At 69.2% G+C, this 20,892-nt stretch carries 22 protein-coding genes; 3 read left to right on the plus strand and 19 right to left on the minus strand.

Annotated features, from left to right (window positions below):
* Nucleotides 1-92, plus strand: a 92-nt coding sequence (locus tag IBX53_RS08195) for a 4Fe-4S dicluster domain-containing protein (RefSeq protein ID WP_139249141.1), incomplete at its 5' end; no start/stop codon positions are given.
* A 234-nt stretch (nucleotides 93-326) separates the two neighbouring features.
* On the opposite strand, the gene IBX53_RS08200 is transcribed toward IBX53_RS08195, so the two are convergent.
* From IBX53_RS08200 to IBX53_RS08275, 16 genes are all read right to left on the minus strand, one after another.
* The gene (locus IBX53_RS08200) at nucleotides 327-1,151 is read right to left on the minus strand and encodes a sulfurtransferase (protein ID WP_290907779.1); all 825 of its coding nucleotides are present in this window, start codon (nucleotides 1,149-1,151) and stop codon (nucleotides 327-329) included.
* A complete protein-coding gene (locus tag IBX53_RS08205) occupies nucleotides 1,148-3,373 on the minus strand; it encodes an ATP-dependent helicase (protein ID WP_290907782.1) in 2,226 nt (741 codons plus the stop codon). Before IBX53_RS08205 ends, IBX53_RS08200 begins: the two co-directional genes overlap by 4 nt.
* Nucleotides 3,370-3,927, minus strand: coding sequence for a DUF1285 domain-containing protein (locus IBX53_RS08210; protein ID WP_290907785.1), 558 nt, complete (start codon nucleotides 3,925-3,927; stop codon nucleotides 3,370-3,372). The genes IBX53_RS08205 and IBX53_RS08210 overlap by 4 nt, the downstream gene beginning before the upstream one ends.
* 51 nt (nucleotides 3,928-3,978) lie before the next feature.
* The gene (locus tag IBX53_RS08215; RefSeq protein ID WP_290907787.1) at nucleotides 3,979-4,827 is read right to left on the minus strand and encodes a TatD family hydrolase; all 849 of its coding nucleotides are present in this window, start codon (nucleotides 4,825-4,827) and stop codon (nucleotides 3,979-3,981) included.
* A gap of 50 nt (nucleotides 4,828-4,877) precedes the next feature.
* Complete coding sequence (locus IBX53_RS08220; RefSeq protein ID WP_290907790.1) at nucleotides 4,878-5,213, minus strand: PilZ domain-containing protein; 336 nt, start codon at nucleotides 5,211-5,213, stop codon at nucleotides 4,878-4,880.
* A 14-nt stretch (nucleotides 5,214-5,227) separates the two neighbouring features.
* Nucleotides 5,228-6,226, minus strand: coding sequence for a DNA polymerase III subunit delta' (locus IBX53_RS08225; RefSeq protein ID WP_290907793.1), 999 nt, complete (start codon nucleotides 6,224-6,226; stop codon nucleotides 5,228-5,230).
* Complete coding sequence (tmk, locus tag IBX53_RS08230; protein ID WP_290907796.1) at nucleotides 6,220-6,858, minus strand: dTMP kinase; 639 nt, start codon at nucleotides 6,856-6,858, stop codon at nucleotides 6,220-6,222. Before tmk ends, IBX53_RS08225 begins: the two co-directional genes overlap by 7 nt.
* 10 nt (nucleotides 6,859-6,868) lie before the next feature.
* The gene (gene mltG, locus IBX53_RS08235; RefSeq protein WP_290907798.1) at nucleotides 6,869-7,873 is read right to left on the minus strand and encodes an endolytic transglycosylase MltG; all 1,005 of its coding nucleotides are present in this window, start codon (nucleotides 7,871-7,873) and stop codon (nucleotides 6,869-6,871) included.
* A gap of 25 nt (nucleotides 7,874-7,898) precedes the next feature.
* Nucleotides 7,899-8,720 carry an aminodeoxychorismate lyase gene (gene pabC, locus IBX53_RS08240; RefSeq protein WP_290907801.1) on the minus strand — a complete coding sequence of 274 codons (822 nt, stop codon included), beginning with the start codon at nucleotides 8,718-8,720 and terminating at the stop codon, nucleotides 7,899-7,901.
* 23 nt (nucleotides 8,721-8,743) lie between these two features.
* The gene (fabF, locus tag IBX53_RS08245) at nucleotides 8,744-9,982 is read right to left on the minus strand and encodes a beta-ketoacyl-ACP synthase II (RefSeq protein WP_290907804.1); all 1,239 of its coding nucleotides are present in this window, start codon (nucleotides 9,980-9,982) and stop codon (nucleotides 8,744-8,746) included.
* Between the two features lie 196 nt (nucleotides 9,983-10,178).
* Nucleotides 10,179-10,412 carry an acyl carrier protein gene (gene acpP / locus IBX53_RS08250; protein ID WP_290907807.1) on the minus strand — a complete coding sequence of 78 codons (234 nt, stop codon included), beginning with the start codon at nucleotides 10,410-10,412 and terminating at the stop codon, nucleotides 10,179-10,181.
* A gap of 131 nt (nucleotides 10,413-10,543) precedes the next feature.
* The gene (gene fabG, locus IBX53_RS08255; protein WP_290907811.1) at nucleotides 10,544-11,287 is read right to left on the minus strand and encodes a 3-oxoacyl-ACP reductase FabG; all 744 of its coding nucleotides are present in this window, start codon (nucleotides 11,285-11,287) and stop codon (nucleotides 10,544-10,546) included.
* Nucleotides 11,288-11,317: 30 nt separating this feature from the next.
* Nucleotides 11,318-12,286 carry an ACP S-malonyltransferase gene (fabD, locus tag IBX53_RS08260; RefSeq protein WP_290907813.1) on the minus strand — a complete coding sequence of 323 codons (969 nt, stop codon included), beginning with the start codon at nucleotides 12,284-12,286 and terminating at the stop codon, nucleotides 11,318-11,320.
* Between the two features lie 11 nt (nucleotides 12,287-12,297).
* A complete protein-coding gene (gene plsX, locus IBX53_RS08265; RefSeq protein ID WP_290907816.1) occupies nucleotides 12,298-13,407 on the minus strand; it encodes a phosphate acyltransferase PlsX in 1,110 nt (369 codons plus the stop codon).
* Between the two features lie 43 nt (nucleotides 13,408-13,450).
* Nucleotides 13,451-13,621 carry a 50S ribosomal protein L32 gene (gene rpmF, locus IBX53_RS08270; RefSeq protein WP_250061653.1) on the minus strand — a complete coding sequence of 57 codons (171 nt, stop codon included), beginning with the start codon at nucleotides 13,619-13,621 and terminating at the stop codon, nucleotides 13,451-13,453.
* Nucleotides 13,622-13,653: 32 nt separating this feature from the next.
* Nucleotides 13,654-14,181, minus strand: a complete 528-nt coding sequence (locus IBX53_RS08275) for a YceD family protein (protein ID WP_290907821.1) — start codon at nucleotides 14,179-14,181, stop codon at nucleotides 13,654-13,656.
* Between the two features lie 171 nt (nucleotides 14,182-14,352).
* Between IBX53_RS08275 and IBX53_RS08280 the strand changes: the two genes are divergently transcribed.
* A complete protein-coding gene (locus IBX53_RS08280) occupies nucleotides 14,353-14,934 on the plus strand; it encodes a nucleoside triphosphate pyrophosphatase (RefSeq protein ID WP_290907824.1) in 582 nt (193 codons plus the stop codon).
* Here IBX53_RS08280 and IBX53_RS08285 read toward each other — a convergent pair.
* From IBX53_RS08285 to IBX53_RS08295, 3 genes are read right to left on the minus strand one after another with little or no spacing between them, the layout of a single operon-like run.
* Nucleotides 14,926-16,029, minus strand: a complete 1,104-nt coding sequence (locus IBX53_RS08285; RefSeq protein WP_290907827.1) for a S49 family peptidase — start codon at nucleotides 16,027-16,029, stop codon at nucleotides 14,926-14,928. The genes IBX53_RS08280 and IBX53_RS08285 overlap by 9 nt on opposite strands.
* Before the next feature lie 3 nt (nucleotides 16,030-16,032).
* On the minus strand, nucleotides 16,033-16,686 hold the full coding sequence (locus tag IBX53_RS08290; RefSeq protein WP_290907830.1) for an HAD-IA family hydrolase: 654 nt from the start codon (nucleotides 16,684-16,686) through the stop codon (nucleotides 16,033-16,035).
* 41 nt (nucleotides 16,687-16,727) lie between these two features.
* Nucleotides 16,728-17,675, minus strand: coding sequence for an RluA family pseudouridine synthase (locus IBX53_RS08295; RefSeq protein WP_290907832.1), 948 nt, complete (start codon nucleotides 17,673-17,675; stop codon nucleotides 16,728-16,730).
* Nucleotides 17,676-18,228: 553 nt separating this feature from the next.
* Here IBX53_RS08295 and rne point away from each other — a divergent pair.
* Nucleotides 18,229-20,892: ribonuclease E (gene rne / locus IBX53_RS08300; RefSeq protein WP_290907835.1), on the plus strand; the 2,664-nt coding region annotated here is incomplete at its 3' end.

The raw sequence follows: 20,892 nt of genomic DNA on the forward strand, positions 1-20,892 counted from the left end.
ACTGCAAGACCTGCGACATCAAGGATCCGGCCCAGAACATCACCTGGGTGGCGCCTGAAGGCGGCGGCGGGCCGAACTATCCGAACATGTAAACACCCAGCCCCCCGCCGAGGCCGCTGCTTCTGGTGGGAAGTTGCCACTGAGGCTGTTGATTCTGGTGGGAGCAACGCTTTGCGGAGCGAATGGAGACCGAAGGGCTCCCAGGCGGTGTTAGCCAATGCAGGCAACACCGCCCGGCGCCTGCGGCGCCATTCGTCGAAGCGTCGAACCGCCGGCAGAGCCGATCTCCCACCAGTAGCCTCAAGCCTCACCGAAGCTTGCGGACACTAGTCACCGGTGGCCACCCCTCGCGACGGGTCACGGATCCACTCGCTCCAGGAGCCGGGATAGAGGCGCGGCAGCGGGCGGCCGGCCACGGCGTAGGCGAGGATGGTGTGGCAGGCGGTGACGCCGGAGCCGCAGTAGGCGATCACCTCTTCGGCCTCGGGCAGCTCGGTGGCAAGCTGTGCGGCGGTCTTGAAGCGCCCATAGGGGGTGAGATTATCCGCACTGGGCCGACACACCGCACCGGGAATATGCCCCGCCACCGGGTCGATGGGCTCGGCCTCGCCGCGAAAGCGCTCGGGGCTGCGCGCATCCACCAGAAGCGCCCCGCCCGCCTGCAGCCCGGCGACATCCACCCACTGCTCATCGTGGAACCCTGGCACCCAGGCGCTGGCATGGGGTGCGGCGCGATCGCCCTCGGAGAGCTCCTCGCCGGCACCCAGCCAGGCCTTGATGCCGCCGTCGAAGACGCGCACGTCGGGATGTCCGGCCCAGCAGGCCAGCATCCACCAGGCTCGCGCCGCGGCCAGCTGCCCCCCCATGTCGTCATAGAGCACCACCGGCACCTCGGGGGCGACCCCCAGCCGCTGCAGGGAGGCGGTGAACGCCTCGCGGTTCGGCAGCGGATGGCGCCCCCCCTGCCCCGGCGGCCCCGACAGGTCGCGATCCAGATCCAGGTGGTAGCTGCCGGGCAGGTGGGCCTCCCACCACAGGGAGTGGCCCGCATCGGCGTCACCCAGTCGGGCACGGCAGTCGAGCAGCCGCGGAGGCAGGCGGCTGTCGAGGGCCTCGGCCAGTTCGGAAGCGGTGATCAGGGGGGCGCTCATGGGCGGTCTCCTTCAAGCAGTTCAATGGGCGCGCGGCGCGCGATCAGGCGCCGCCGACCGGCATGGCGAAAGTGCACCTCGATCACCGGGTTGTCCGGGTCGCCCTCCACCAGGTCGATCTCACCCTCACCAAAGACAGCATGGCGCAGCCGCTGCCCCACGTCGAAGACTCGATAGTCGGCGGCGCCCTCGGCCACTCCCGAGTCCAGCGGCGCCAGCGGCAGCGACATGCCAAGCCTCGCCAGATATCGCTCCACGAGGGGCAGGCGCGACACCGAAAGCACCGTCTCATCGCTGCCACCCTGCCCTTCCGGGTGCTCGTCAGGCGTCACGTTCAACCGCTCGGCGACCCGCTGGCACTCCTCCCAGGCACTCTCCGCCAAAAAACGGCTCGGCCGGTGGTCGCCGGCGTCGTGGAGCAGCAGCAGCCGTTCCCGGGCCCGGGTGATGGCCACGTAGAAAAGTCGGCGCTCCTCCTCCAGGCGCTGGGCCGTCAACGGGTTGTCGCGACTGTAATGGGGAAAGTCCTGCTCATTGACGCCGGCCAGGGCCACCAGCGGCCACTCCAGCCCCTTGGCGCCGTGCACCGTGGTGATCAGCACGCCGTCCGCTTCACTCTGGACAGGCCGCTGCAGCAGTTCGATGAAGGCCTCCGGGTCGTTGCCCAGCTCGGCGGCCTGCTCCAGCAGCACATCGAGCAGGCGCACGTCCTCCTCGCCCTTGTCGCGCCGGGCCGCGGCGCGCTTGAGCACCTTCTCGGCCTCCACCGCCTCGACCACGTGCTCGAGCAGCCTCGCCGGCGGCCAGGTCGAGCGTTTCGGCAGTTCGCAGAGCAGCGCCCAGCGCTTCTTCAGGGTGCGCTGCTGATGGGGCTTGAGGCCGGCCAGCAGCGGGTCGTGGCGCTCCGGCCAGCGCTGGGTGTCGGCCAGCACGGCGGCGAGGCGCACCAGCCGCTCCCGGGCCACGAAGGGGGTCGGCTGGGTCAGCAGCAGCGCCAGGTGGGCGGGGTCTGCCAGCAGGGCCGGCTCGCGAGCCAGGCGCAGGTAACCGGCCAGGGCCTGCACCAGCGGCAGGCGGAAGACGAAGCGATCCTGCCGGGAGAGTCGGAAGGGAATCCCCTCGCGCAGCAGCGCCAGCTGCAGCGGCACCGACAGCGACCAGCTGCGCACCAGCACGCAGGCCTCGCTGAGGTGGCGGCCGTCCGCCTGCCAGGCCGCCAGGGCCTCGAGCAGGGCACGGCTGCCCCGGGCCTGGGCCAGGCGAGTCCTGGGGTTGCCGGGGGCGGCCAGGCAGAGCTGGTCGGGGCGGCGCCGATTGGCCTCGATGGCGTGATTGGCGGCCAGGGCCAGGGCGTGGCCGTGGCGAAAGGTGGTGGAGAGCGGGTAGTCGATCGCGGCCCCGAAGGTCGCGGTGAAGCGCTCCAGCATGGTATCCGGATGAGCGCCGCGCCACTCGTAGATGCACTGGTTGGCATCGCCCACCGCCATCACCTCGGCGCGCTCACCGGCCAGCACCGCCAACAGGCGCTGCTGGGCGACGTTGATGTCCTGATACTCGTCGATGATGACATGATCGAGGAAGCCCTGGACGCGGCCGCGAAGGGTGTCATCGGCCTCCAGGGCACGCAGCGGGCGGTAGAGCAGGTCCGCGTAGCCCATCAGGCCGTGGTCGCCGAGAAGCTCCTCGGCGTGGTCGAAGGCCGCCACGAAGTGCTCGGTGGCCTCGCCGAAGTCGAGCCGGGCGTAGAGCTCTGCCGGCGGCAGCATCTCGGCCTTCACCAGAGCACAGAAGTGGGCCAGGGCCTCGAGGCGTTCGGCATCCAGAGCCGCCTCCCCCACCTCGGGGCTGTCGACCAGGGCACGCTGGGTGGCCTGGCGCAGCAGCCGCTCGGCCTGCCAGTCGGCGGTAAGCAGCGTGCGCGGCGAGAGCGCCCCCCAGCGGGTCAGGCTGGCGGTGAGGCGGTGGCCCAGTGAGTGGAAGGTGCGCACGTCGGGCAGCGGCTGCCCGGCAGGCGCCATGGCGGCCAGGCGCGCCTGGAAATCCTCGCGGGCCGAGCGGTTGAACATCAGCACCAGAATACGCTCCGGCGCCACGCCCCGGGCCAGCAGCTGCAGCACCCGGGCCACCATGGTGGTGGTCTTGCCCGAGCCCGCCACCGCGGCGACTCGGGCGTGGCCGGCGGCATGCTCGACGACGGCACGCTGTTCTGCGGTCAGCCTCACGCCGTGTCGCCGTCGTCCAGGCGCCCCAGGGGCTGCCAGACGCCGGCGCTGACCAGGCCCAGCTCCTCGCCGCCGCCGGGCAGCGCGCGGTGCTCGGCGGCCTCCACCAGGCGGTAGTAGACATTACGCCCCAGCCGGGCAGACAGCCCGAAGCGTACCGGCACCTCGGGCACCGTCTCGCCGGCGGGGGTCTCGCTCAGCGCCAGGCAGTGGTCCTCGCCCAGCGCCAGGCGATCGCCGACGTTGGTGGTGAGCCACCAGGTGCCGTCCTGGTCAGGGTCGGCATCCACCACCAGGAAGGGGCGATCCTCCACCCGGATGAGCTGCTTCTCGGCCGGGGTGACCAGGGCGTAACGACCATCCGCTTCGCAGCGCAGGATCGTCGAGAGCAGCCGCACCAGCCGAGGCCGGACGATCGGGCTCCCCTCATGAAACCAGCGGCCGTCGGCGACGATCACCAGGTCCATCTCACCGCAATGCTCGGGGTGCCAGTGGTCCACCGGGGGAATCTCGCCCTCGGGATCGAGTCGGGCCAGCAGCGGGTCGAGGTTCATGTCGGCTCCCTTGTCTTGCAATGGCGTCTTGCGATGGCATCTCGGGATGGATCAGCCCAGCAGGCCCGCACCCTGAAGGGCCTCGCGCAGTTCGGCGGGGGCGTCGGGGGCAGCGGCGCGGAACAGGCGGTAGAAGTTGGCGGTGGTCTGCATGGCGACCTCCTCCACGCTGATGCCGCGCTCGGCGGCAATGCACTCGGCCACCTCCACCACCCAGGCCGGCTCGTTGGGTTTGCCGCGATGGGGCACCGGGGCGAGGTAGGGGCTGTCGGTCTCGATCAGCAGTCTGTCCAGCGGCACCCGGCGGGCCACCTCGCGCAGCGCCTCGGCGTTGCGGAAGGTGACGATGCCCGAGAGCGAGATGTAGAAGCCGTGGCGCACCGCCTCCCGGGCCATGTCGAGATCCTCGGTGAAGCAGTGCAGCACGCCGCCGATGGCCGGGTCGGTGTGCTTGCGGATCATCGCCAGGGTCTCCTCGCGGGCCTCCCGGGTGTGGATGATCACCGGCAGCGCCAGCTCGGTGGCAGCGATCAGCTGGCGGCGGAACCGCTCGCGCTGCACGTCGCGGGAGGGCACCTTGTCCGGCGACTTCTCCAAGTAATGGTAGTCCAGGCCGCACTCACCGATGGCCACGGCGCCGAAGCGCTCCGCGGCCTCCTTGAGCGCCTCGAGGCTCGGCTCCTCGGCGACGCTGTGCAGCGGGTGCACCCCGGCGGAGAGCACCACGTCGTCGTGTTCCCGAGCGATGGCGGCGATGCCGGGCAGTTCCTCGAGGGTCACGCCGATGGCCAGGAACTGCTTCACCCCGCGGGCCCGAGCGGCGTCCAGGGTGGCGGCGACATCACCGCCGTGGGTCGCGGGGTCGAGACGATCGAGGTGGCAGTGAGAATCGACAAACATGCAGAGGACTACCGATTTCAAGGGGTGGAAACAGGGCGGCTCGGCCGCGCTCAGAGCGTATAGGTGGGCGCGCCCTTGTCGAGCTGGCCGGCCAGCAGGTTCTCGATGCGGTCGCGCACCGCCTGGTCACCGGCGCTGAAGTGGATACCGACGCCGGGCATGCGACGACCGGTGACCCCTTCCGGGGAGACCCACACCACCTGGCCGGTGACCGGCGCCCGGTCACTCTCCCCGGGCAGGGTGAGCAGCAGGTAGATCTCCTGGCCCAGCTCGTAGCGCTCCCGGGTGGGCACGAAGATGCCCCCCCGCTCGAGCATCGGCATGTAGGCCGAGAGCAGGGTCTGGACATCCTGGATATTCAGCGACAGGGCCTTCTGGGCAGCCATGAGCCTCTCCTCGTTCACGAGCGCAGCAGCGCGGACCAGCGCACCAGCCAGGCTTCGAGTACCAGCTGGGGATTGGGATTGCCGCCCGCGGCCAGCAGGCGGCGCTGTTCCCGGGCATAGTCGAGCAGGCGGAACCAGTCACGCACCCGGGCATTCTTCACCGCCTGGCGGTAGAGGGGCAGCAGATCGGGGTTGCGCAGCTCTGCGGGTTCCCCCGAGAGCCCCAGGCGGATCAGGTCTTCCAGCCAGGCGATACCGTACCACAGGATCGCCTCCACCGACTGGCGATCCAGGCGGGCAGCCTCGCCCACCGGCTCGGCGCCGCGCACCAGCGCCTCGAAGGTCTCGAGCAACTGCTGGCGCAGCGCCCGGGACTCCGGCTCGGCCTGGACCAGGGCGGCCAGCGGCAGTCCGCCGGCCAGGCCCAGCCAGAAGCGCGCCTCCTGCTCGTCCCCCAGGCGCTTGGCCAGCCAGGGCAGGCAGGCCGCCTCCCCGGGCACCACCAGGCTCCAGTGCTGGCAGCGCGAACGGATGGTGGGCAGCAACCGCGAGGGAATGTCGGCGAGCAGCACGAACAGGGTACGCGCTCCGGGCTCCTCCAGGCTCTTCAGCAGGGCGTTGGCGGAGGCCTGGTTCATGGCCTCCGCCGGGCTGATGAGGATCACCCGGTAGCCGCCCTGCTGGGGGGTCTGGGCCACGAAGGCGTTGACCTCGCGGATAACATCGATGCGAATCTGTCGTTTGCCCTCCTCCGGCTCCACCCGCAGCAGATCCGGATGATAGCCGGACGCCAGCATGTGGCAGCCGTGGCAGGCGCCGCAGGCAGTCTCGGCGGGGCTGGCGCAGAGTGTACGGGCGATCAGGGCGTCGGCCAGAGAGCGCTTACCGACGCCGCGCGGCCCCGAGATCAGCAGGGCATGGGGGAGCCGGTCAGCATCGGCCAGGCGCGTCAGCTCGGCGAAGCGTGGCCGTAGCCAGGGCAGCGGCTGGAGGGACTCGGACGCTATCACCATGCCGACACCCGCTCGGCCAGGAGCGCCTCGATCTGCTTCCCCACCGCCGCCAGGGCGCGCGAGGCGTCCACCACGACGATGCGCTGGGGATCGGCGGCGGCGCGAGCCAGGTAGGCCTGGCGCACCGCCGAGAAGAACTCACCGCGCTCGCGCTCGAAGCGATCCGGCGCCCCTCCGCGCAGGGCCACACGCTCGCGGGCCGCCTCGATGGGCATGTCCAGCAGCAGGGTCAGGTCGGGGGCGAGGCCCTGCTGCACGAAGCGCTCCAGCTCGGCGATGCGCGCAGGATCGATGCCGCGCCCGCCACCCTGGTAAGCGAAGGTGGCATCGGTGAAGCGGTCGCACACCACCCAGGCGCCGCGCTCGAGCGCCGGCCGAATCACTCGCGCCAGATGCTGGGCCCGGGCGGCGAACACCAGCAGCAGTTCGGCGTCGTCATCCAGCGGCTCCTCGACACTCGGGTCGAGAAGCAGTTCGCGGATCGCCTCGGCGCGCGGCGTGCCACCGGGCTCGCGTGTCTGCACCACCTCGAGGCCGCGAGCCTCGAGCCAGGCGACCACCCGGGCCAGATTGGTGGACTTGCCGACCCCCTCGCCCCCCTCCAGGGTGATGAAGCGTCCGCGCACGGCCATCTGGGTCTCCTTACTGGCGATTGCGTATATACCGGTTCACCGCGTTGTTGTGCTCGCGCAGGGTGCGCGAGAAGTGGTGGGTGCCGTCGCCCCGGGAAACGAAGTAGAGGGTCTCGCCGGGCAGCGGGTCCACCGCGGCCTCCAGCGACGCCCGGCCGGGCATGGCGATGGGCGTCGGCGGCATGCCGTCGATCACGTAGGTGTTGTAGGGTGTCGCCTCGCCCAGGTCGGCGCGGGTGATGCGGCCCTCATAGCGCTCGCCCATGCCGTAGATCACCGTGGGGTCGGTCTGCAGGCGCATCCCGATCTCCATGCGGCGCTTGAAGACGCCGGCGATCTCGCGGCGCTCCGACGGCGCACCGGTCTCGCGCTCGATCAGCGAGGCCATGATCAGCGCCTCGTAGGGGGTCTCGATGGTCAGGTCCTCGGCACGCCCCTCCCAGACCTCCTCGAGGATGCCCTCCATGCGGGTGAGCGCCTGGCGCAGGATCTCCACGTCGCTCACCCCCTTGTGGTAGCGGTAGGTGTCGGGAAAGAACCAGCCCTCGGGGTAGACGCCTTCGCGATCCAGCAGCGCCATCACCTCCTCGTCGGCGAGGTCGGCGGTGCGGTTCTCCAGCTTGGGGGCGGCGGCGAGCAGCTCGCGCATCTGGCGGAAGGTCCAGCCCTCGGGGATGGTCAGCGGGTAGGTGACCACCCGATCGCTGCCCAGCAGCGCCACCAGCTCGCGCCCGCTCATGCCGGGTTCCAGCATGTACTCGCCGGCGCGCAGGCGCGGCACGCTCTCGGGCTCGAGCCGCGTGAGCAGGCGGAAGGCCCAGTCGTCCTCGATCACCCCGCGCTTGGCCAGGTCGGCCATCACGCGGTTGTAGCCGGCGCCACGGGGCACCTCGTAGAGGGTCGGCTCGCTCACGGCGATGGGCGCCGCGAGCCGTGACTCCCAGTAGCGGTAGCCGCCGAACAGGGCCGCGCCGGCCAGGATGGCCAGCACCAGCAGGATCTTTACCACACGCATCGGCGTCCTCGTCGTCTCATCTTGGTCAGGTCGGATCGGGCAGTGGATAGCCCAGCAGGCGATGGGCCTCGGCCTGGAAGCCCCGGTGTATCGCGGCAAGCGGCCAGCGCTGCCGCTCGAGGCCGTCGGGATCATCGAGGCGCACCACCGGCCAGACCCCCTGCACCGAGTTGCCGAGCCACACCGCCTCGGCCTGATCCAGCACCTCCGGCCCGACATCGACCTCGGTGATGGCGAGGCGTTCCCTCAAGGCCTCACGCAGGGTGCCCGCCACGCCACAGCGCTCGAGGCGTGGTGTCTCCAGGCGACCCTCGCGCTGCCAGAAGAGGTTCATGGCCGTGGCTTCCACCAGCCGGCCATCGCTGTCGCAGAGCAGCCCCTCGGCCACCTTGTCATCGTCCCACTCGGCGCGCGCCAGTACGTTCTCCAGGCGATTGAGGTGCTTGAGCCCGGCCAGCGCGGGCTGGATGCCCAGCCGAAGGCGGCAGTGACGCACACGCACGCCCTGCTGCCAGTGCGTCTCGGTCGGGGCGAAGGCGGCAAGCTGCCAACGCAGCCGCGTTTCGGGAAAGGCCGGCGGCCGATAGCCACGCCCGCCGCTGCCGCGGGTCAACATAAGCTTGAACACGAAAAGCCCAATGCCGGCCTCGGCCAGGGGGGCGGCCAGCTCATGCTCGGCAGGCATGGGGATACCAAGGGCGTGGCAGCCGCGCACCAGCCGAGACAGATGTTCTTCCCACAACAGCGGACGGCCGTCGCGCAGCAGCACGGTCTCGAACAGGCCGTCACCGTAGGCCGCACCGCGGTCGTCGAGGGGCCAGCCCTCCACAGAGACAGCCCCCCTCACCTCGCGCCCTCCCGCCTCATGGCTCACGCCCGTGTGAAGACCAGGGTGCCGTTGGTGCCGCCGAAGCCGAAGGAGTTCGATAGGGCCACGTCGATTTTCATCTCACGGGCGGTGTGCGGGACATAGTCGAGGCGGCAGCCCTCCTGGGGGTTGTCCAGGTTGATGGTGGGCGGTGCCACCTGGTCGCGGATCGCCAGCACGCAGAATACCGCCTCCACAGCGCCGGCCGCGCCCAGCAGGTGGCCGATCATCGACTTGGTGGAGCTCACCGCCACGGACCTTGCCGCCTCGCCCATCACCCGCTCGACGGCCAGGCTCTCCGCCAGGTCACCGGCCGGCGTCGAGGTGCCGTGGGCGTTGATGTAGTCGATGGCCGCGACATCGATGCCGGCATCACGCACGGCATTGACCATGGAGAGTGCCGCGCCGCTGCCGTCCTTGGGCGGAGAGGTCATATGGTAGGCATCGTCGCTCATGCCGAAGCCGCTGAGCTCGGCGTAGATGGTCGCGCCGCGCGCCTTCGCATGCTCGTACTCCTCCAGCACCATGACGCCCGCCCCGTCGGAGAGCACGAAGCCATCGCGGTCCCGGTCCCAGGGCCGACTGGCCGCCTGGGGATCATCGTTGCGGGTGGAGAGCGCCCGGGCCGCAGAGAAGCCGCCGAGGCCCAGCGGGGTGGTGGCCATCTCGGCGCCACCGCAGACCATCACGTCGGCGTCCCCGTAGGCGATGGTCCGCGCGCTGTAGCCGATGTTGTGGGTGCCGGTGGTGCAGGCGGTAGTGATGGCGATGTTGGGTCCCCGGAACCCGTGCTGGATCGCCAGGTTGCCGGAGATCATGTTGATGATCGAGCCGGGCACGAAGAAGGGCGAGATGCGCCGCGGGCCGCTCTTGAGCATGACGCTGTGATTATGCTCGATCATCTGCAGGCCACCGATCCCGGAGCCGATCGCCACGCCGATGCGGCCGGCATTCTCCTCGGTGCAGGCGATCCCTGAATGCGCGATGGCCTGGGCGCCCGCGGCCATGCCGTACTGGATGAAGAGGTCCATCTTGCGGGCATCCTTGGGGTTCAGGTAGGGACTGATATCGAAGTCCTTGACCGAGCCACCGAAGCGCGTGTTGAAGCCGCTGGCATCGAAGTGCTCGATGGGGGTAATGCCGCTCTTGCCGGCCTTGATGTTGGACCAGCTATCCTCGACGCTATTCCCCACCGGCGTGACCAGTCCCATACCGGTCACCACAACCCTTCTACGTGCCATCAGCTTTCCTCCAGACATCCAGTATGACAGGACTCCCCCGGGGGAAGCCGTCCGCTGCGCGCATTATAACGAGTCTCCCCGCCCCGCGCTGCCCTGACAAGCCCCGCGGCCCCCTGCCACGAAAAAGCCGCCTCGCTGGGCGGCTTTTTCCGGGGAACCAGTTCCCCGCGTCAGGCGGCATCGACCGCCACCAGGCTTACTGGTGGGCGTTGACGTAGTCGATGGCTTCCTGAACGCTAGTGATCTTCTCGGCTTCTTCGTCTGGGATCTCGGTATCGAACTCTTCCTCGAGCGCCATGACCAGCTCGACGGTATCCAGGGAATCGGCACCCAGGTCCTCGGTGAAGGAGGAGCTGTTCTGGATGTCCTCTTCCTTGACGTTCAGGCGCTCGGCCACAACCTTCTTCACGCGCTCTTCGATGGTGCTCATTATGACGTACTCCAGTCGTTCAAATTGGCCGTCCAGATGACCAGCCGTTGGGGTTCCAGATCCGCAGACGAAAGCTGCGGAGTAGTTTATAGACGCCCCGGGGCCGGCGCAACCGCCGCCCCTGAAGGGCCTCAACGCATGTTCATGCCACCGTTGACGTGCAGCGTCTCGCCGGTGATGTAGCTCGCCGTCTCGCCGGTGAGAAAGCCCACCGCAGCGGCGATCTCCTCGGGTTGACCCAGACGCGCCAGGGGAATCTGGCCCAGCAGCATCTTGTGCTGCTCCTCGGGCAGCGCCTGGGTCATGTCGGTGGCAATGAAGCCCGGGGCCACCGAATTGACGGTGATGGCGCGAGAGGCGACCTCGCGCGCCAGGGCCCGGGTGAAGCCCTCCATGCCCGCCTTGGCGGCAGCATAGTTGGTCTGGCCCAGGTTGCCCATGGTGGCGACTACCGAACTGATGTTGACGATGCGACCGAAGCGGGCCCGTGTCATGCCGCGCAGGCAGGCCTTGCTGACGCGAAAGACCGACGTGAGATTGGTGTCGACGACGTCATCCCACTCCTCTTCCTTCATGCGCATCAGCAGGTTGTCACGGGTGATACCAGCGTTGTTGACCAGGATGGTCGGGGCGCCGAACTCCTCGGTGACCGCCTTGACCAGGGCGTCGACGCTGGCAGGGTCGGTGACATCGAGCCTGCGCCCCGCGCCCTGGATGCCATGAGTCTTGAGGTCGGCGTCGATCTTCTCGGCGCCGGCGTCGCTGGTGGCGGTGCCGATCACGATGCGCCCCTGACGGCCCAGCTCATGGGCGATCGCGCGGCCGATGCCGCGGCTGGCGCCGGTGATCAGGGCAACTCTCATTTCGGTGGTCATGGTGCTTTCGCCTTCATCCTGAGGAATGGGTCAGCCGTTGGCCGAGTTGCCGTTGGCTACGCTGCGGGCCAGCTCCAGGGCCGCTTCCAGGCTGTCCGGATCATTGACCGCCAGCCCCTTGCTACCGCGGGCGATACGCTTGCCCAGGCCGGTGAGCACCTTGCCGGGACCGCACTCGATGAACACCTCGGCGCCGCCTTCGACCATGGCCTCGACGCAGGAGGTCCAGCGCACGGGGCGATAGAGCTGTTCGATGAGCCGGGTACGCAGGGTCTCGGCGTCGGCGTGGGCCTGGGCGTCGACGTTCTGGAACACGGTGTAGCGCGGCGCCTTGAGCTCGATCGCGTCCATGGCCTCGGCCAGGCGCTCGGCGGCAGGCGCCATCAGTGCGCAATGTGATGGCACCGACACCGGCAGGGGCATGGCACGCTTGGCGCCGGCCGCCTGGCAGGCGGCAATGGCACGATCCACGGCGGCCTGGCCGCCGGCGATGACCACCTGGCCGGGCGCATTGTAGTTGACCGCAGCGACCACCTCACCCTGGGCGGCCTCGGCACAGGCCTGCTCCACGACGGCATCGTCGAGACCCAGGATCGCCGCCATGGCACCCTCACCGACCGGCACAGCGGCCTGCATCGCATCACCGCGCAGGCGCACCAGCTTGATGCCCTCGGCGAAGGACATCACGCCGGCACACACCATGGCACTGTACTCGCCGAGGCTGTGACCGGCCATGGCACCGGGGCGCGGCCCCTCCAGCTCCTGCCAGACCCGCCAGATGGCGACGCTGGCGGTAAGCAGTGCCGGCTGGGTGCAGGCGGTGGCATTCAGCGCATCCACCGGACCCTCCTGAACCACTTGCCAGAGGTCATAGCCCAGCGCGTCGGAGGCCTCCTCGAAGGAGGTGCGCACCACGCTGTAGCGTTCCGCCAGCTCCCGCAGCATGCCGATCTGCTGGGAACCCTGCCCGGGGAACACGAGGGCGAGGGATTGAGTCATCATGGTCACCTTTACTCTTGTTGGCTGTCATCCTCACCGGGAAGGCCCGGTGCGAGGAGATCGGGATCGCTGGCGACTCGACCGGCCCTGCCGACCGACTCGCCAACGCCCCTCCTCGGCGCCAGACCGGCCGCCAGGCAGCGCGGCAGATCGTGACGCACCTCCTGTACCGCCCGCAGCACCGCATAGTGGAAGCCGGCGGCGTCGGCACCGCCGTGACTCTTCACCACGATGCCGGCCAGACCCAGCAGGCTGGCGCCATTGTAGCGCACCGGGTCGAGTTCGCCCTTCAGGCGCCTCAACGCCGGCCGCGCCAGCGCCCCCACCAGGCGGCTGCTCCAGTGGGCCTCGAAGGTCGCCTGCACGCGGGCCACCAGCATCCTCGCCAGGCCTTCGCTGGCCTTGAGCACCGCGTTGCCGACGAAGCCGTCGCACACCACCACGTCCACCCGGCCCGCGAAGATGCCATCGCCCTCCACGTAGCCGCGATAGTCGATCCGCTCCATGGCACGCAGCCGTGCATCCGCCTCGCGAACGCTGGCCGTGCCCTTGGTGCCCTCCACCCCGACGTTGAGCAGTGCCACCCGGGGCGCCGCAATCCCGTCCACGTGACGAGCCATCAACTCGCCCATCAGGGCGAAGTCCACCAGCCGTTCGGCGGAGGCCTCGACATTGGCACCCAGGTCGAGCAGGTAGCAGCGCCCCTGGCTGCGTGTCGGCATCGCCGTGCTGATCGCCGGACGCGGGATGCCGGCCACGGTGCCCAGCGCCTGGCGCCCCAGGGCCACCAGGGCACCGGTGTTGCCGGCACTGACCCCGGCGGCGGCCTCACCGGCCGCCACGGCGGCCAGCATCCTGGCCATGCTGCTGGCATGGCCGTGACGCAGTGCGTCGGCTGGACGCTGCCCCGGGGCGATCACCTCGGCGGCATCCACAACCTCCAGACGCGAACCAGCCGCGGCGAGGCGCCGCGGCAGGCAGGAGATCTCACCCTCCAGCTGGCGCCAGGGGCCGAACAGCCGGATCTCGAGACGAGGGTCGTGCAGGGCCGCGCTGGCCGCCCCCCGCACGGTGGCACGAGGACCGAGATCGCCGCCCATCGCGTCGATGGCGATCCGCACGGGGAGTCAGCGGCCAGACGTTACCGAAGGAAGCGTCGCCGCCTCAGGCGTCGACGACCTTGCGGCCACGATAGAAACCGTCCGGAGAGACGTGGTGGCGCAGGTGAGTGGTGCCGGTTTCCTTGTCCTGGGACAGGGCCGGGGCGGTCAGGGCGTCGTGGCTGCGACGCATGCCGCGCTTGGAACGGGTCTTGCGGTTCTTTTGAACTGCCATGGGATGTCACTCCAGAGTGAAACGATGATGAATCAGGATTTGCCCTTGAGGTGCCTCAGCACATCGAAGGGGCTCGCTGCGGGCTCCCGGGATGCCGCGGCATCCTCCCCGCTGGTCAGCTGGTCGCGTGAGACCTCACAGTCAGCCTCATCGTGGTAAACCACCTGAGGCAGGCTGAGGATCAGTTCGTCCTCGACCACCGTCAGCAGGTTCAGCTGTTCGTCTTCCACCAGCACAGGCTCGTGAGTGCTCGGCAACTCGGCGGCCAGTTCATCGCTGGTGACCATACCCAGCAGGAACTCGCTCTCCACATGCTGCGCCATCGGCGACAGGCAGCGCCGACACGGCAGCTGCAGATCCGCCTCCAGGCGGCCGTGAATCACGCGGCGCCCCTGGGGATCGATGCCGAAGTCGAGAGCGACCCGAAGATCGCCGCTCTGAGGGCCGACCTCTTCGGTCAGGCGTGCAAGATCCGCGAGGGCCATCAGGCCCTCGAGACGCTCGGATCGGGCTGCGAGCTTGTAGGGCTCGACCCTGCTGGGAAGTCGTGTGGTCAACATAGGCGCGCAATGATAGGCACTCCCCCTGCCCCTGTCAAAGCCACCGGAGCGCAATCGCGCCAGCGTCCGCCCAGTGGGCGCCGACGGCCTCCCCGACCCTCACTGCCATCATCCTCGAGGCGGCCAGGTTCATGCTAACCTGCCGCCATCACCTCGATCAGGGACTGCCCCATGCCGCGCCTTGTCCTCGCCTCCGGTTCTCGCTGGCGCCGCCAGTTGCTCGACCGCCTGGAAATCCCCTACGCCTGGCAGAGCCCCGACATCGACGAGACCCCGCACTCGGACGAGGCCCCCGACGCCCTGGTCGAGCGACTGGCGCTGACCAAGGCCCGGCGGCTGGCCGAGACCTGGCCGGAGCATCTGATCATCGGCTCGGACCAGGTGGCCCTCTTCGAGGGGGAGATTCTCGGCAAGCCCGGCGACGCGGCCACCGCCCGCGCCAATCTGGCCCGCTTCTCCGGCCACCGGGTGCGCTTTCTCACCGGCCTGGCCCTGCTGGATACCCGGCAGGGCCGCGAGCGGGTCTGCCACGAGACCTACGACGTGGTGTTTCGCCGGCTCGGTGAGGAGGAGATCGCCCGCTACGTGGAGAAGGAGAAGCCCCTGGACAGCGCCGGCAGCTTCCGCATGGAGGGACTGGGCATCACCCTGTTCGAGAAGCTCGAGGGCGACGACCCCAACACCCTGATCGGCCTGCCGCTGATCCGCCTCTGCGCCCTGCTGCGCGAGGCAGGACTGGATCCGCTAGGGTAGCTGGTAGCGCAGCAGCGAATCGGCGCGCGGCACCCCCAGCAGCTCCATGGCGACGCGGCCGAACTGCCGGGTGAAGCGCTCGAAGGGGTCGAGTCGCGGGGTGTAGTCGCGCACCTTCGGCTCGGGCAGCCGCTCCCTGGCCAGGCCGCCCAGGCTGCCGACTCCATCCGCCAGGCCGAGCTCGACGGCCTGCTCGCCGCTCCACACCAGGCCGCTGAAGAGCCGCTCGTCGTCGCCCAGTCGATCCCCTCGCCCTTCGCGCACCGCCTCGATGAACTGGCGGTGGGTGGTGGCCAGCACCGACTGCCAGAACTGGCGCTGCTCGGGTGCCAGCGCCGAGAAGGGATCGAGGAAGGCCTTGTTGTCACCCGCCGCAAACACACGGCGCTCCACGCCCAGGCGCTCGATCGCCTCCTCGAAGCCGAAGCTGGCCGAGATCACCCCGATGGAGCCCACCAGGCTGGCCGGGGCGACCAGGATCTCGTCCGCCGCCGCGGCAATGTAGTACGCGCCGCTGGCCCCCACATCCTCGATCACCGCGATGATCGGCTTGTCGCCCTCGCCACGCAGCCGCATGATCTCGTCATAGATGCGCTGGGACTGCACCGGGCTGCCACCGGGGCTATCGATCTGCAGCACCACGGCCACGCTCTCCTCGGCCTCCCAGGCACGCTTGAGTCCGGCAACGATGCGCTCGGCGCTGGCCGGCGACTCCGAATCGATCACGCCGCGCACCTTGACTACCCCCAGGTGCGGGCCGACGGCGCCCCGGCCGGGAGGACCGGCCAGCAGGCTGAAGAGAGTCGCGGAGAGCAAGGCCAGGATCAGCGCCACGAACAGGAAGCGGAAGAACAGCTTCCAGCGCCGGGAACGGCGCTGCTCCGTCAGCACACCGCCGATCCAGCGGTCCATCATCTCCATCTGCTGAAGACGCTGGCGCTCACGCAGGGTCTCGACGCTCTCTGCCGGCGCCGCCGCCTGGTCGGTTGGCGAACGGCGCGCCTCACGCTCTTCCCTGGCCTGCTCGGAGGTTCGCTCGGGCCCCTGGGTCCAGGGATCCTGACGCTCACCGCGCTTCTGGTCGTCGTCACTCATCACTTATCTTCCTTGCAGCCAGTCAAATAGCTCGGGGACGGTCTCGGCGGTGTAGATTGGCCGGCTGGCAGCGAGTCGCTCGGGCGCATGCACGCCCCAGGTCACCGCCACCCGGTCCATGCCGATGGCCCGAGCCATCTCCAGGTCGTATTCGGTATCGCCCACCATCACCGCCTCCCCCAGCGGCACCTCCAGCTCGACCAGCAGCTCCTCCAGCATCAGCGGATGGGGCTTGGAGCGGGTCTCGTCGGCGGTGCGGCTGGCGTGGAACCAGCGCCCGCTGTCGCTCTCTCGAAAGATCCGATCGAGGCCGCGGCGGCTCTTGCCGGTGGCCACTGCCAGGCGCTGACCGCCACGAGCGTGGAGGCCGGCAAGCCCCTCCTCCACGCCGAAGAAGAAGCGCATGGGGATGTCGTTACCCTCGACGAAGTGCCAGGCGTAGCGGCTGCGCAGCAGCTCGGCACGTTCCGGGGCGATCCCCGGGCACAGGCTGGCGATCGCCTCGGGCAACCCCAGACCGATGATATTGCGCACACTCTCCGGCGAGAGCTCGCCCCAGCCGGCGTCCCGCGACGCCGCCTGCATGCAGTCGACGATGCGCGCCACCGAATCCATCAGGGTGCCATCCCAGTCGAAGATCACCAGTCGATAACGCATTGTCGGCTCCGTGTAGTCGATACAAGTGGTATGGGCGGGGCTCAGGCATCGCGGCGGGCCCGGACCAGCACCGCCTTGAGCTCCTCGGGCAGGGCCGCCTTGATCTGCACCGGGCGGCCGCTGGAGGGCTCAGGGAAGGTCAGCGACTCGGCGTGCAGGAACAACCGCGCGACCCCGAGGGACTCGCTGAGCCGCTGGCTGTCGCGGCTGGCGTACTTGTCGTCGCCGAGCAGCGGGTGGCCGGCGTGTGCCGCATGCACGCGGATCTGGTGGGTGCGACCGGTGACCGGTTCGGCCTCCATCAGGGTCGCCCTCGCGAAGGTCTCGCGCACCGCGAAGCGGGTCCGCGAGACCTTGCCGGCCGGATCGACCCGCACCCGACGCTCACCGTTGGCCAGGGTGTAGCGGTCCAGCCGCGCCGCCACATAGTCACGCTTCGCCGGCCAGCGGCCGGCCACCAGGGCCAGGTAGCGCTTGTCCATCTGCTGCTGCTTGAGGGAGGCGTTGAGCGCCAGCAGCGCCGGGCGCGACTTGGCCAGCAGCAGGCAGCCGGAGGTATCGCGGTCCAGACGGTGGACCAGCTCCAGGAAGTCGAGCTCCTCGCGGACCTGGCGCAGCGCCTCGATCAGGCCGATCTTGACCCCGCTGCCACCGTGAACGGCAAGCCCCGCCGGCTTGTTGATCACCAACCAGTCGCGCCCCTCCACCAGCACGCTGCCAGCCAGCAGGTTGCGCAGGTTGTCGCTCACCTCGCGCACCGCCTCTCGGGGCGAGAGCTTGAGCGGCGGGATGCGCACCAGGTCGCCGATGGCCAGGCGGGTATCCGGCTTGACGCGCTTCTTGTTCACCCGCACCTCGCCCTTGCGCACGATGCGATAGATGAGCGCCCGTGGCGCCCCCTTGATGCGGGTCATCAGGAAATTGTCGACTCGCTGGCCGTCCTGCCCTTCCGTCACCTCGACCCACTGTACGTCGCGCCCTTCGGCCATGCCGAGACTCCACTGCCGGAAACTGCCAAAGGGCGCATTCTATCGCAGTGGGCGGCCCGGCGCGCCAATTGCTGGCGCGGCCCGGTTGCTGTTATATTGCCGGTTCGCTTCAATGGGCCGAAATCAGCCCGCCAGGCGCCTGCCCGACAGACACGCAGGCCGAAGCGAAAAGATCAGGCCGCGACGACGTCGATACGTCCCGCCGCCCGCAGCAACGGAAAGACAGCGAGACAGCGCCACGCCCGGATCCCCCGATGTTTCCCCCGTCATGGAACGTCGGCAGGCCACGGGACACGTTCAACAGCGTGCCGGAGACCGGCGGCGGCGAATCGATGAATGCCAGGTGTTGGCGGTGACCGCAGGGCCGGATGGGTGACCCCCGCCGAGACATGTCCTGCCTCCGCCCCGTACTCAACAGCTCGTGCCGTGACGCGTCGTTATCGAACCGCCACGGCCGTGAACTTGCGTATTACTGCGATACGCTGAGAACAGGCACGCAGCACACAGAGGTTCGCCACGTCGTACTCGCCGGCGCCCCATAGTGCGAGACAACATGAAACGGATGCTCATCAATGCGACCCAGCCAGAAGAGCTGCGCGTCGCGCTGGTCGATGGACAACGCCTCTATGACCTGGACATCGAATCCGGTGCCAGGGAACAGAAGAAAGCCAATATCTACCGCGGCAAGATCACGCGTATCGAGCCCTCCCTCGAAGCCGCCTTCGTCGACTTCGGCGCCGACCGTCACGGCTTCCTGCCGCTGAAGGAGATCTCCCGCGAATACTTCGTCAAGGAGCCCGCCTCGGGCCGCCCCAGCATCAAGGAGGTGCTCAGGGAGGGCCAGGAAGTCATCGTCCAGGTCGACAAGGAGGAGCGTGGCAACAAGGGCGCGGCGCTGACCACCTTCATCAGCCTGGCCGGCCGCTTCCTGGTGCTGATGCCCAACAACCCAAAGGCCGGCGGCATCTCGCGACGCATCGAGGGCGAGGAGCGCAGCCAGCTCAAGGAGTCCATGGGTCAGCTCACCGTGCCCGACCGCATGGGCCTGATCGTGCGTACCGCCGGTATCGGCCGCTCCCCGGAGGAGCTGCAGTGGGACCTGGACTACCTGATCCAGGTGTGGGAGTCGATCACCGAAGAAGCCGGCAAGCGCTCCGCCCCCTTCCTGATCTACCGCGAGTCCAACGTCATCATCCGCGCCATGCGCGACTACCTGCGCCAGGACATCGGCGAGGTGCTGATCGACAGCGAGGCGGTCCACCAGGAGGCCCTGGCCTTCATTCGCCAGGTGATGCCCTCCTATCAGTCGAAGATCAAGCTCTACGTCGACGAGGTGCCGCTCTTTTCGCGCTTCCAGATCGAGTCCCAGATCGAGACCGCCTACGAGCGTGAGGTGAAGCTGCCCTCCGGTGGTTCCATCGTCATCGATCACACCGAGGCGCTGGTCTCCATCGACATCAACTCGGCCCGCGCCACCCGCGGCAGCGACATCGAGGAGACGGCGCTGCAGACCAACCTGGAGGCCGCCGACGAGATCGCCCGCCAGCTGCGTCTGCGCGACATCGGCGGCCTGGTGGTCATCGACTTCATCGACATGAGCCCGGCGCGCAACCAGCGCGAGGTCGAGAACCGCATGCGCGACGCCCTCAAGCTGGATCGTGCCCGGGTGCAGATCGGTCGCATCTCGCGCTTCGGCCTGATGGAGATGTCCCGCCAGCGCCTGCGCCCGTCGCTGGGCGAGACCAGCGGCGTAGTCTGCCCGCGCTGCGTCGGCCAGGGCACCATCCGCGACGTTCGCTCCATCTCGCTCTCGATCATGCGCCTGATCGAGGAAGAGGCCATGAAGGAGCGTAGCGCCCAGATCCGCGCCATCCTGCCGGTGCCGGTCGCTACCTACCTGCTCAACGAGAAGCGTGCCGTGCTGGCCGAGATCGAGCGTCGCCAGGGCGTTCGGGTCCTGCTGCTCCCCAGTATCGAGATGGACACGCCCCACTACGATGTCCAGCGCCTGCGCGACGACCATGTGGACGAGGACGGCACCGCCTCCCTTTCCAGCTTCGAGCTCTCCACCGAGACCGAGATCGGCCGTGAGCCCGAGTCCACCTTCGCCAAGCCGGCGCAGCGCGCCGAGGCGGCGGTGAAGACGGTGATCCACCACGAGCCCGCGCCCGCCTCCCTGCAGCAGGAAGAGGCACCTGCTGCGCAGGAACAGGCTCCGGCGACCCCTGCCCCGACCACGCCTGCCCCGGCAACCAGAAGCCCCGCCAGGCCGCCGGTGGTTCAGCAGCCGGTCATCGAGCCCCAGGCCGGCGTGCTGGGCCGCCTGGTCAAGGGCCTGGCCAAGCTGCTGGGCGGCGACGAAGCACCTGCCGACAGCGGACAGAAGCCCTCAGCCCGCGCCGAGGAATCGCGCGGTGACAAGGGCGCTCGCAAGCCCCCTCAGCGCGATGAGGAGCGCGGCGGCCGCAACCAGCGCCAGCGTCGCCCGCGCAACGAGGAGGGTCGCAGCGCGCCCCGTCAGGAGGGCGAGCGTGGCGACAGCCGAGCCGATAGCGCCGACAATCGCGGCCGCGGTGGCCGTGGACGCGGGCGACAGGACGACGCCCGTCAGGCTCGCCAGCCGGAGACGCCCAAGCCTCGTGATGAAAAGCCTCGTGATGAAAAGCCTCGTGATGAAAAGCCACGTGATGAAAAGCCCAGGGAGGACAAGCCCCGGGAAGAGAAGGCGCGGGACGACAAGCCCCGCGCGGATTCACGTCGCTCCCGCGGCGGCGACAAGCGCGAGGAGCGCCCTGCAGAGAAGCCGGTCGAGGCAAAGAGCGAGGCGCCGGTAGACGATGGCAAGCCCAAGCGTACCCGCAACAACCCGCGTAACCGCAGCCGCCAGCACGCCATCAGCCCGAAGGCGCTAGAGGAGCAGCAGCGACTCCAGGCCCAGGCGGCCGAGACCCAGGTGGACGCGGCAGCCGAGGCGCCCAGGGCCGACGAGCCCAAGCCGTCAGCTCAGACGCCCGTCGAGGCCAAGGCCGAGCAGAAGCCATCTGCGCAGACGCCCGCCGAGCCGAAGGCCGAGGCACCGAAGCCCGCCGAGCCCAAGGCCGAGGCACCGAAGCCGACCGAGCCGAAGGCCGAGGCACCCAAGCCCGCCGAGCCGAAGGCCGAGGCACCGAAGCCCGCCGAGCCGAAGGCCGAGGCACCGAAGCCGACCGAGCCGAAG

The sequence above is a fragment of the Halomonas sp. genome (assembly GCF_014859505.1).
GTDB lineage: Bacteria > Pseudomonadota > Gammaproteobacteria > Pseudomonadales > Halomonadaceae > Halomonas.

Excerpts from the sequence above, each read along its gene's own strand:
- IBX53_RS08200 (WP_290907779.1), bottom strand. The coding sequence starts at position 1,151 with ATGAGCGCCCCCCTGATCACCGCTTCCGAACTGGCCGAGGCCCTCGAC.
- IBX53_RS08210 (WP_290907785.1), bottom strand. The coding sequence starts at position 3,927 with ATGAACCTCGACCCGCTGCTGGCCCGACTCGATCCCGAGGGCGAGATT.
- IBX53_RS08215 (WP_290907787.1), bottom strand. The coding sequence starts at position 4,827 with ATGTTTGTCGATTCTCACTGCCACCTCGATCGTCTCGACCCCGCGACC.
- IBX53_RS08220 (WP_290907790.1), bottom strand. The coding sequence starts at position 5,213 with ATGGCTGCCCAGAAGGCCCTGTCGCTGAATATCCAGGATGTCCAGACC.
- IBX53_RS08225 (WP_290907793.1), bottom strand. The coding sequence starts at position 6,226 with ATGGTGATAGCGTCCGAGTCCCTCCAGCCGCTGCCCTGGCTACGGCCA.
- tmk (WP_290907796.1), bottom strand. The coding sequence starts at position 6,858 with ATGGCCGTGCGCGGACGCTTCATCACCCTGGAGGGGGGCGAGGGGGTC.
- mltG (WP_290907798.1), bottom strand. The coding sequence starts at position 7,873 with ATGCGTGTGGTAAAGATCCTGCTGGTGCTGGCCATCCTGGCCGGCGCG.
- fabF (WP_290907804.1), bottom strand. The coding sequence starts at position 9,982 with ATGGCACGTAGAAGGGTTGTGGTGACCGGTATGGGACTGGTCACGCCG.
- acpP (WP_290907807.1), bottom strand. The coding sequence starts at position 10,412 with ATGAGCACCATCGAAGAGCGCGTGAAGAAGGTTGTGGCCGAGCGCCTG.
- fabG (WP_290907811.1), bottom strand. The coding sequence starts at position 11,287 with ATGACCACCGAAATGAGAGTTGCCCTGATCACCGGCGCCAGCCGCGGC.
- fabD (WP_290907813.1), bottom strand. The coding sequence starts at position 12,286 with ATGACTCAATCCCTCGCCCTCGTGTTCCCCGGGCAGGGTTCCCAGCAG.
- rpmF (WP_250061653.1), bottom strand. The coding sequence starts at position 13,621 with ATGGCAGTTCAAAAGAACCGCAAGACCCGTTCCAAGCGCGGCATGCGT.
- IBX53_RS08275 (WP_290907821.1), bottom strand. The coding sequence starts at position 14,181 with ATGTTGACCACACGACTTCCCAGCAGGGTCGAGCCCTACAAGCTCGCA.
- IBX53_RS08280 (WP_290907824.1), top strand. The coding sequence starts at position 14,353 with ATGCCGCGCCTTGTCCTCGCCTCCGGTTCTCGCTGGCGCCGCCAGTTG.
- IBX53_RS08285 (WP_290907827.1), bottom strand. The coding sequence starts at position 16,029 with ATGAGTGACGACGACCAGAAGCGCGGTGAGCGTCAGGATCCCTGGACC.
- IBX53_RS08290 (WP_290907830.1), bottom strand. The coding sequence starts at position 16,686 with ATGCGTTATCGACTGGTGATCTTCGACTGGGATGGCACCCTGATGGAT.
- IBX53_RS08295 (WP_290907832.1), bottom strand. The coding sequence starts at position 17,675 with ATGGCCGAAGGGCGCGACGTACAGTGGGTCGAGGTGACGGAAGGGCAG.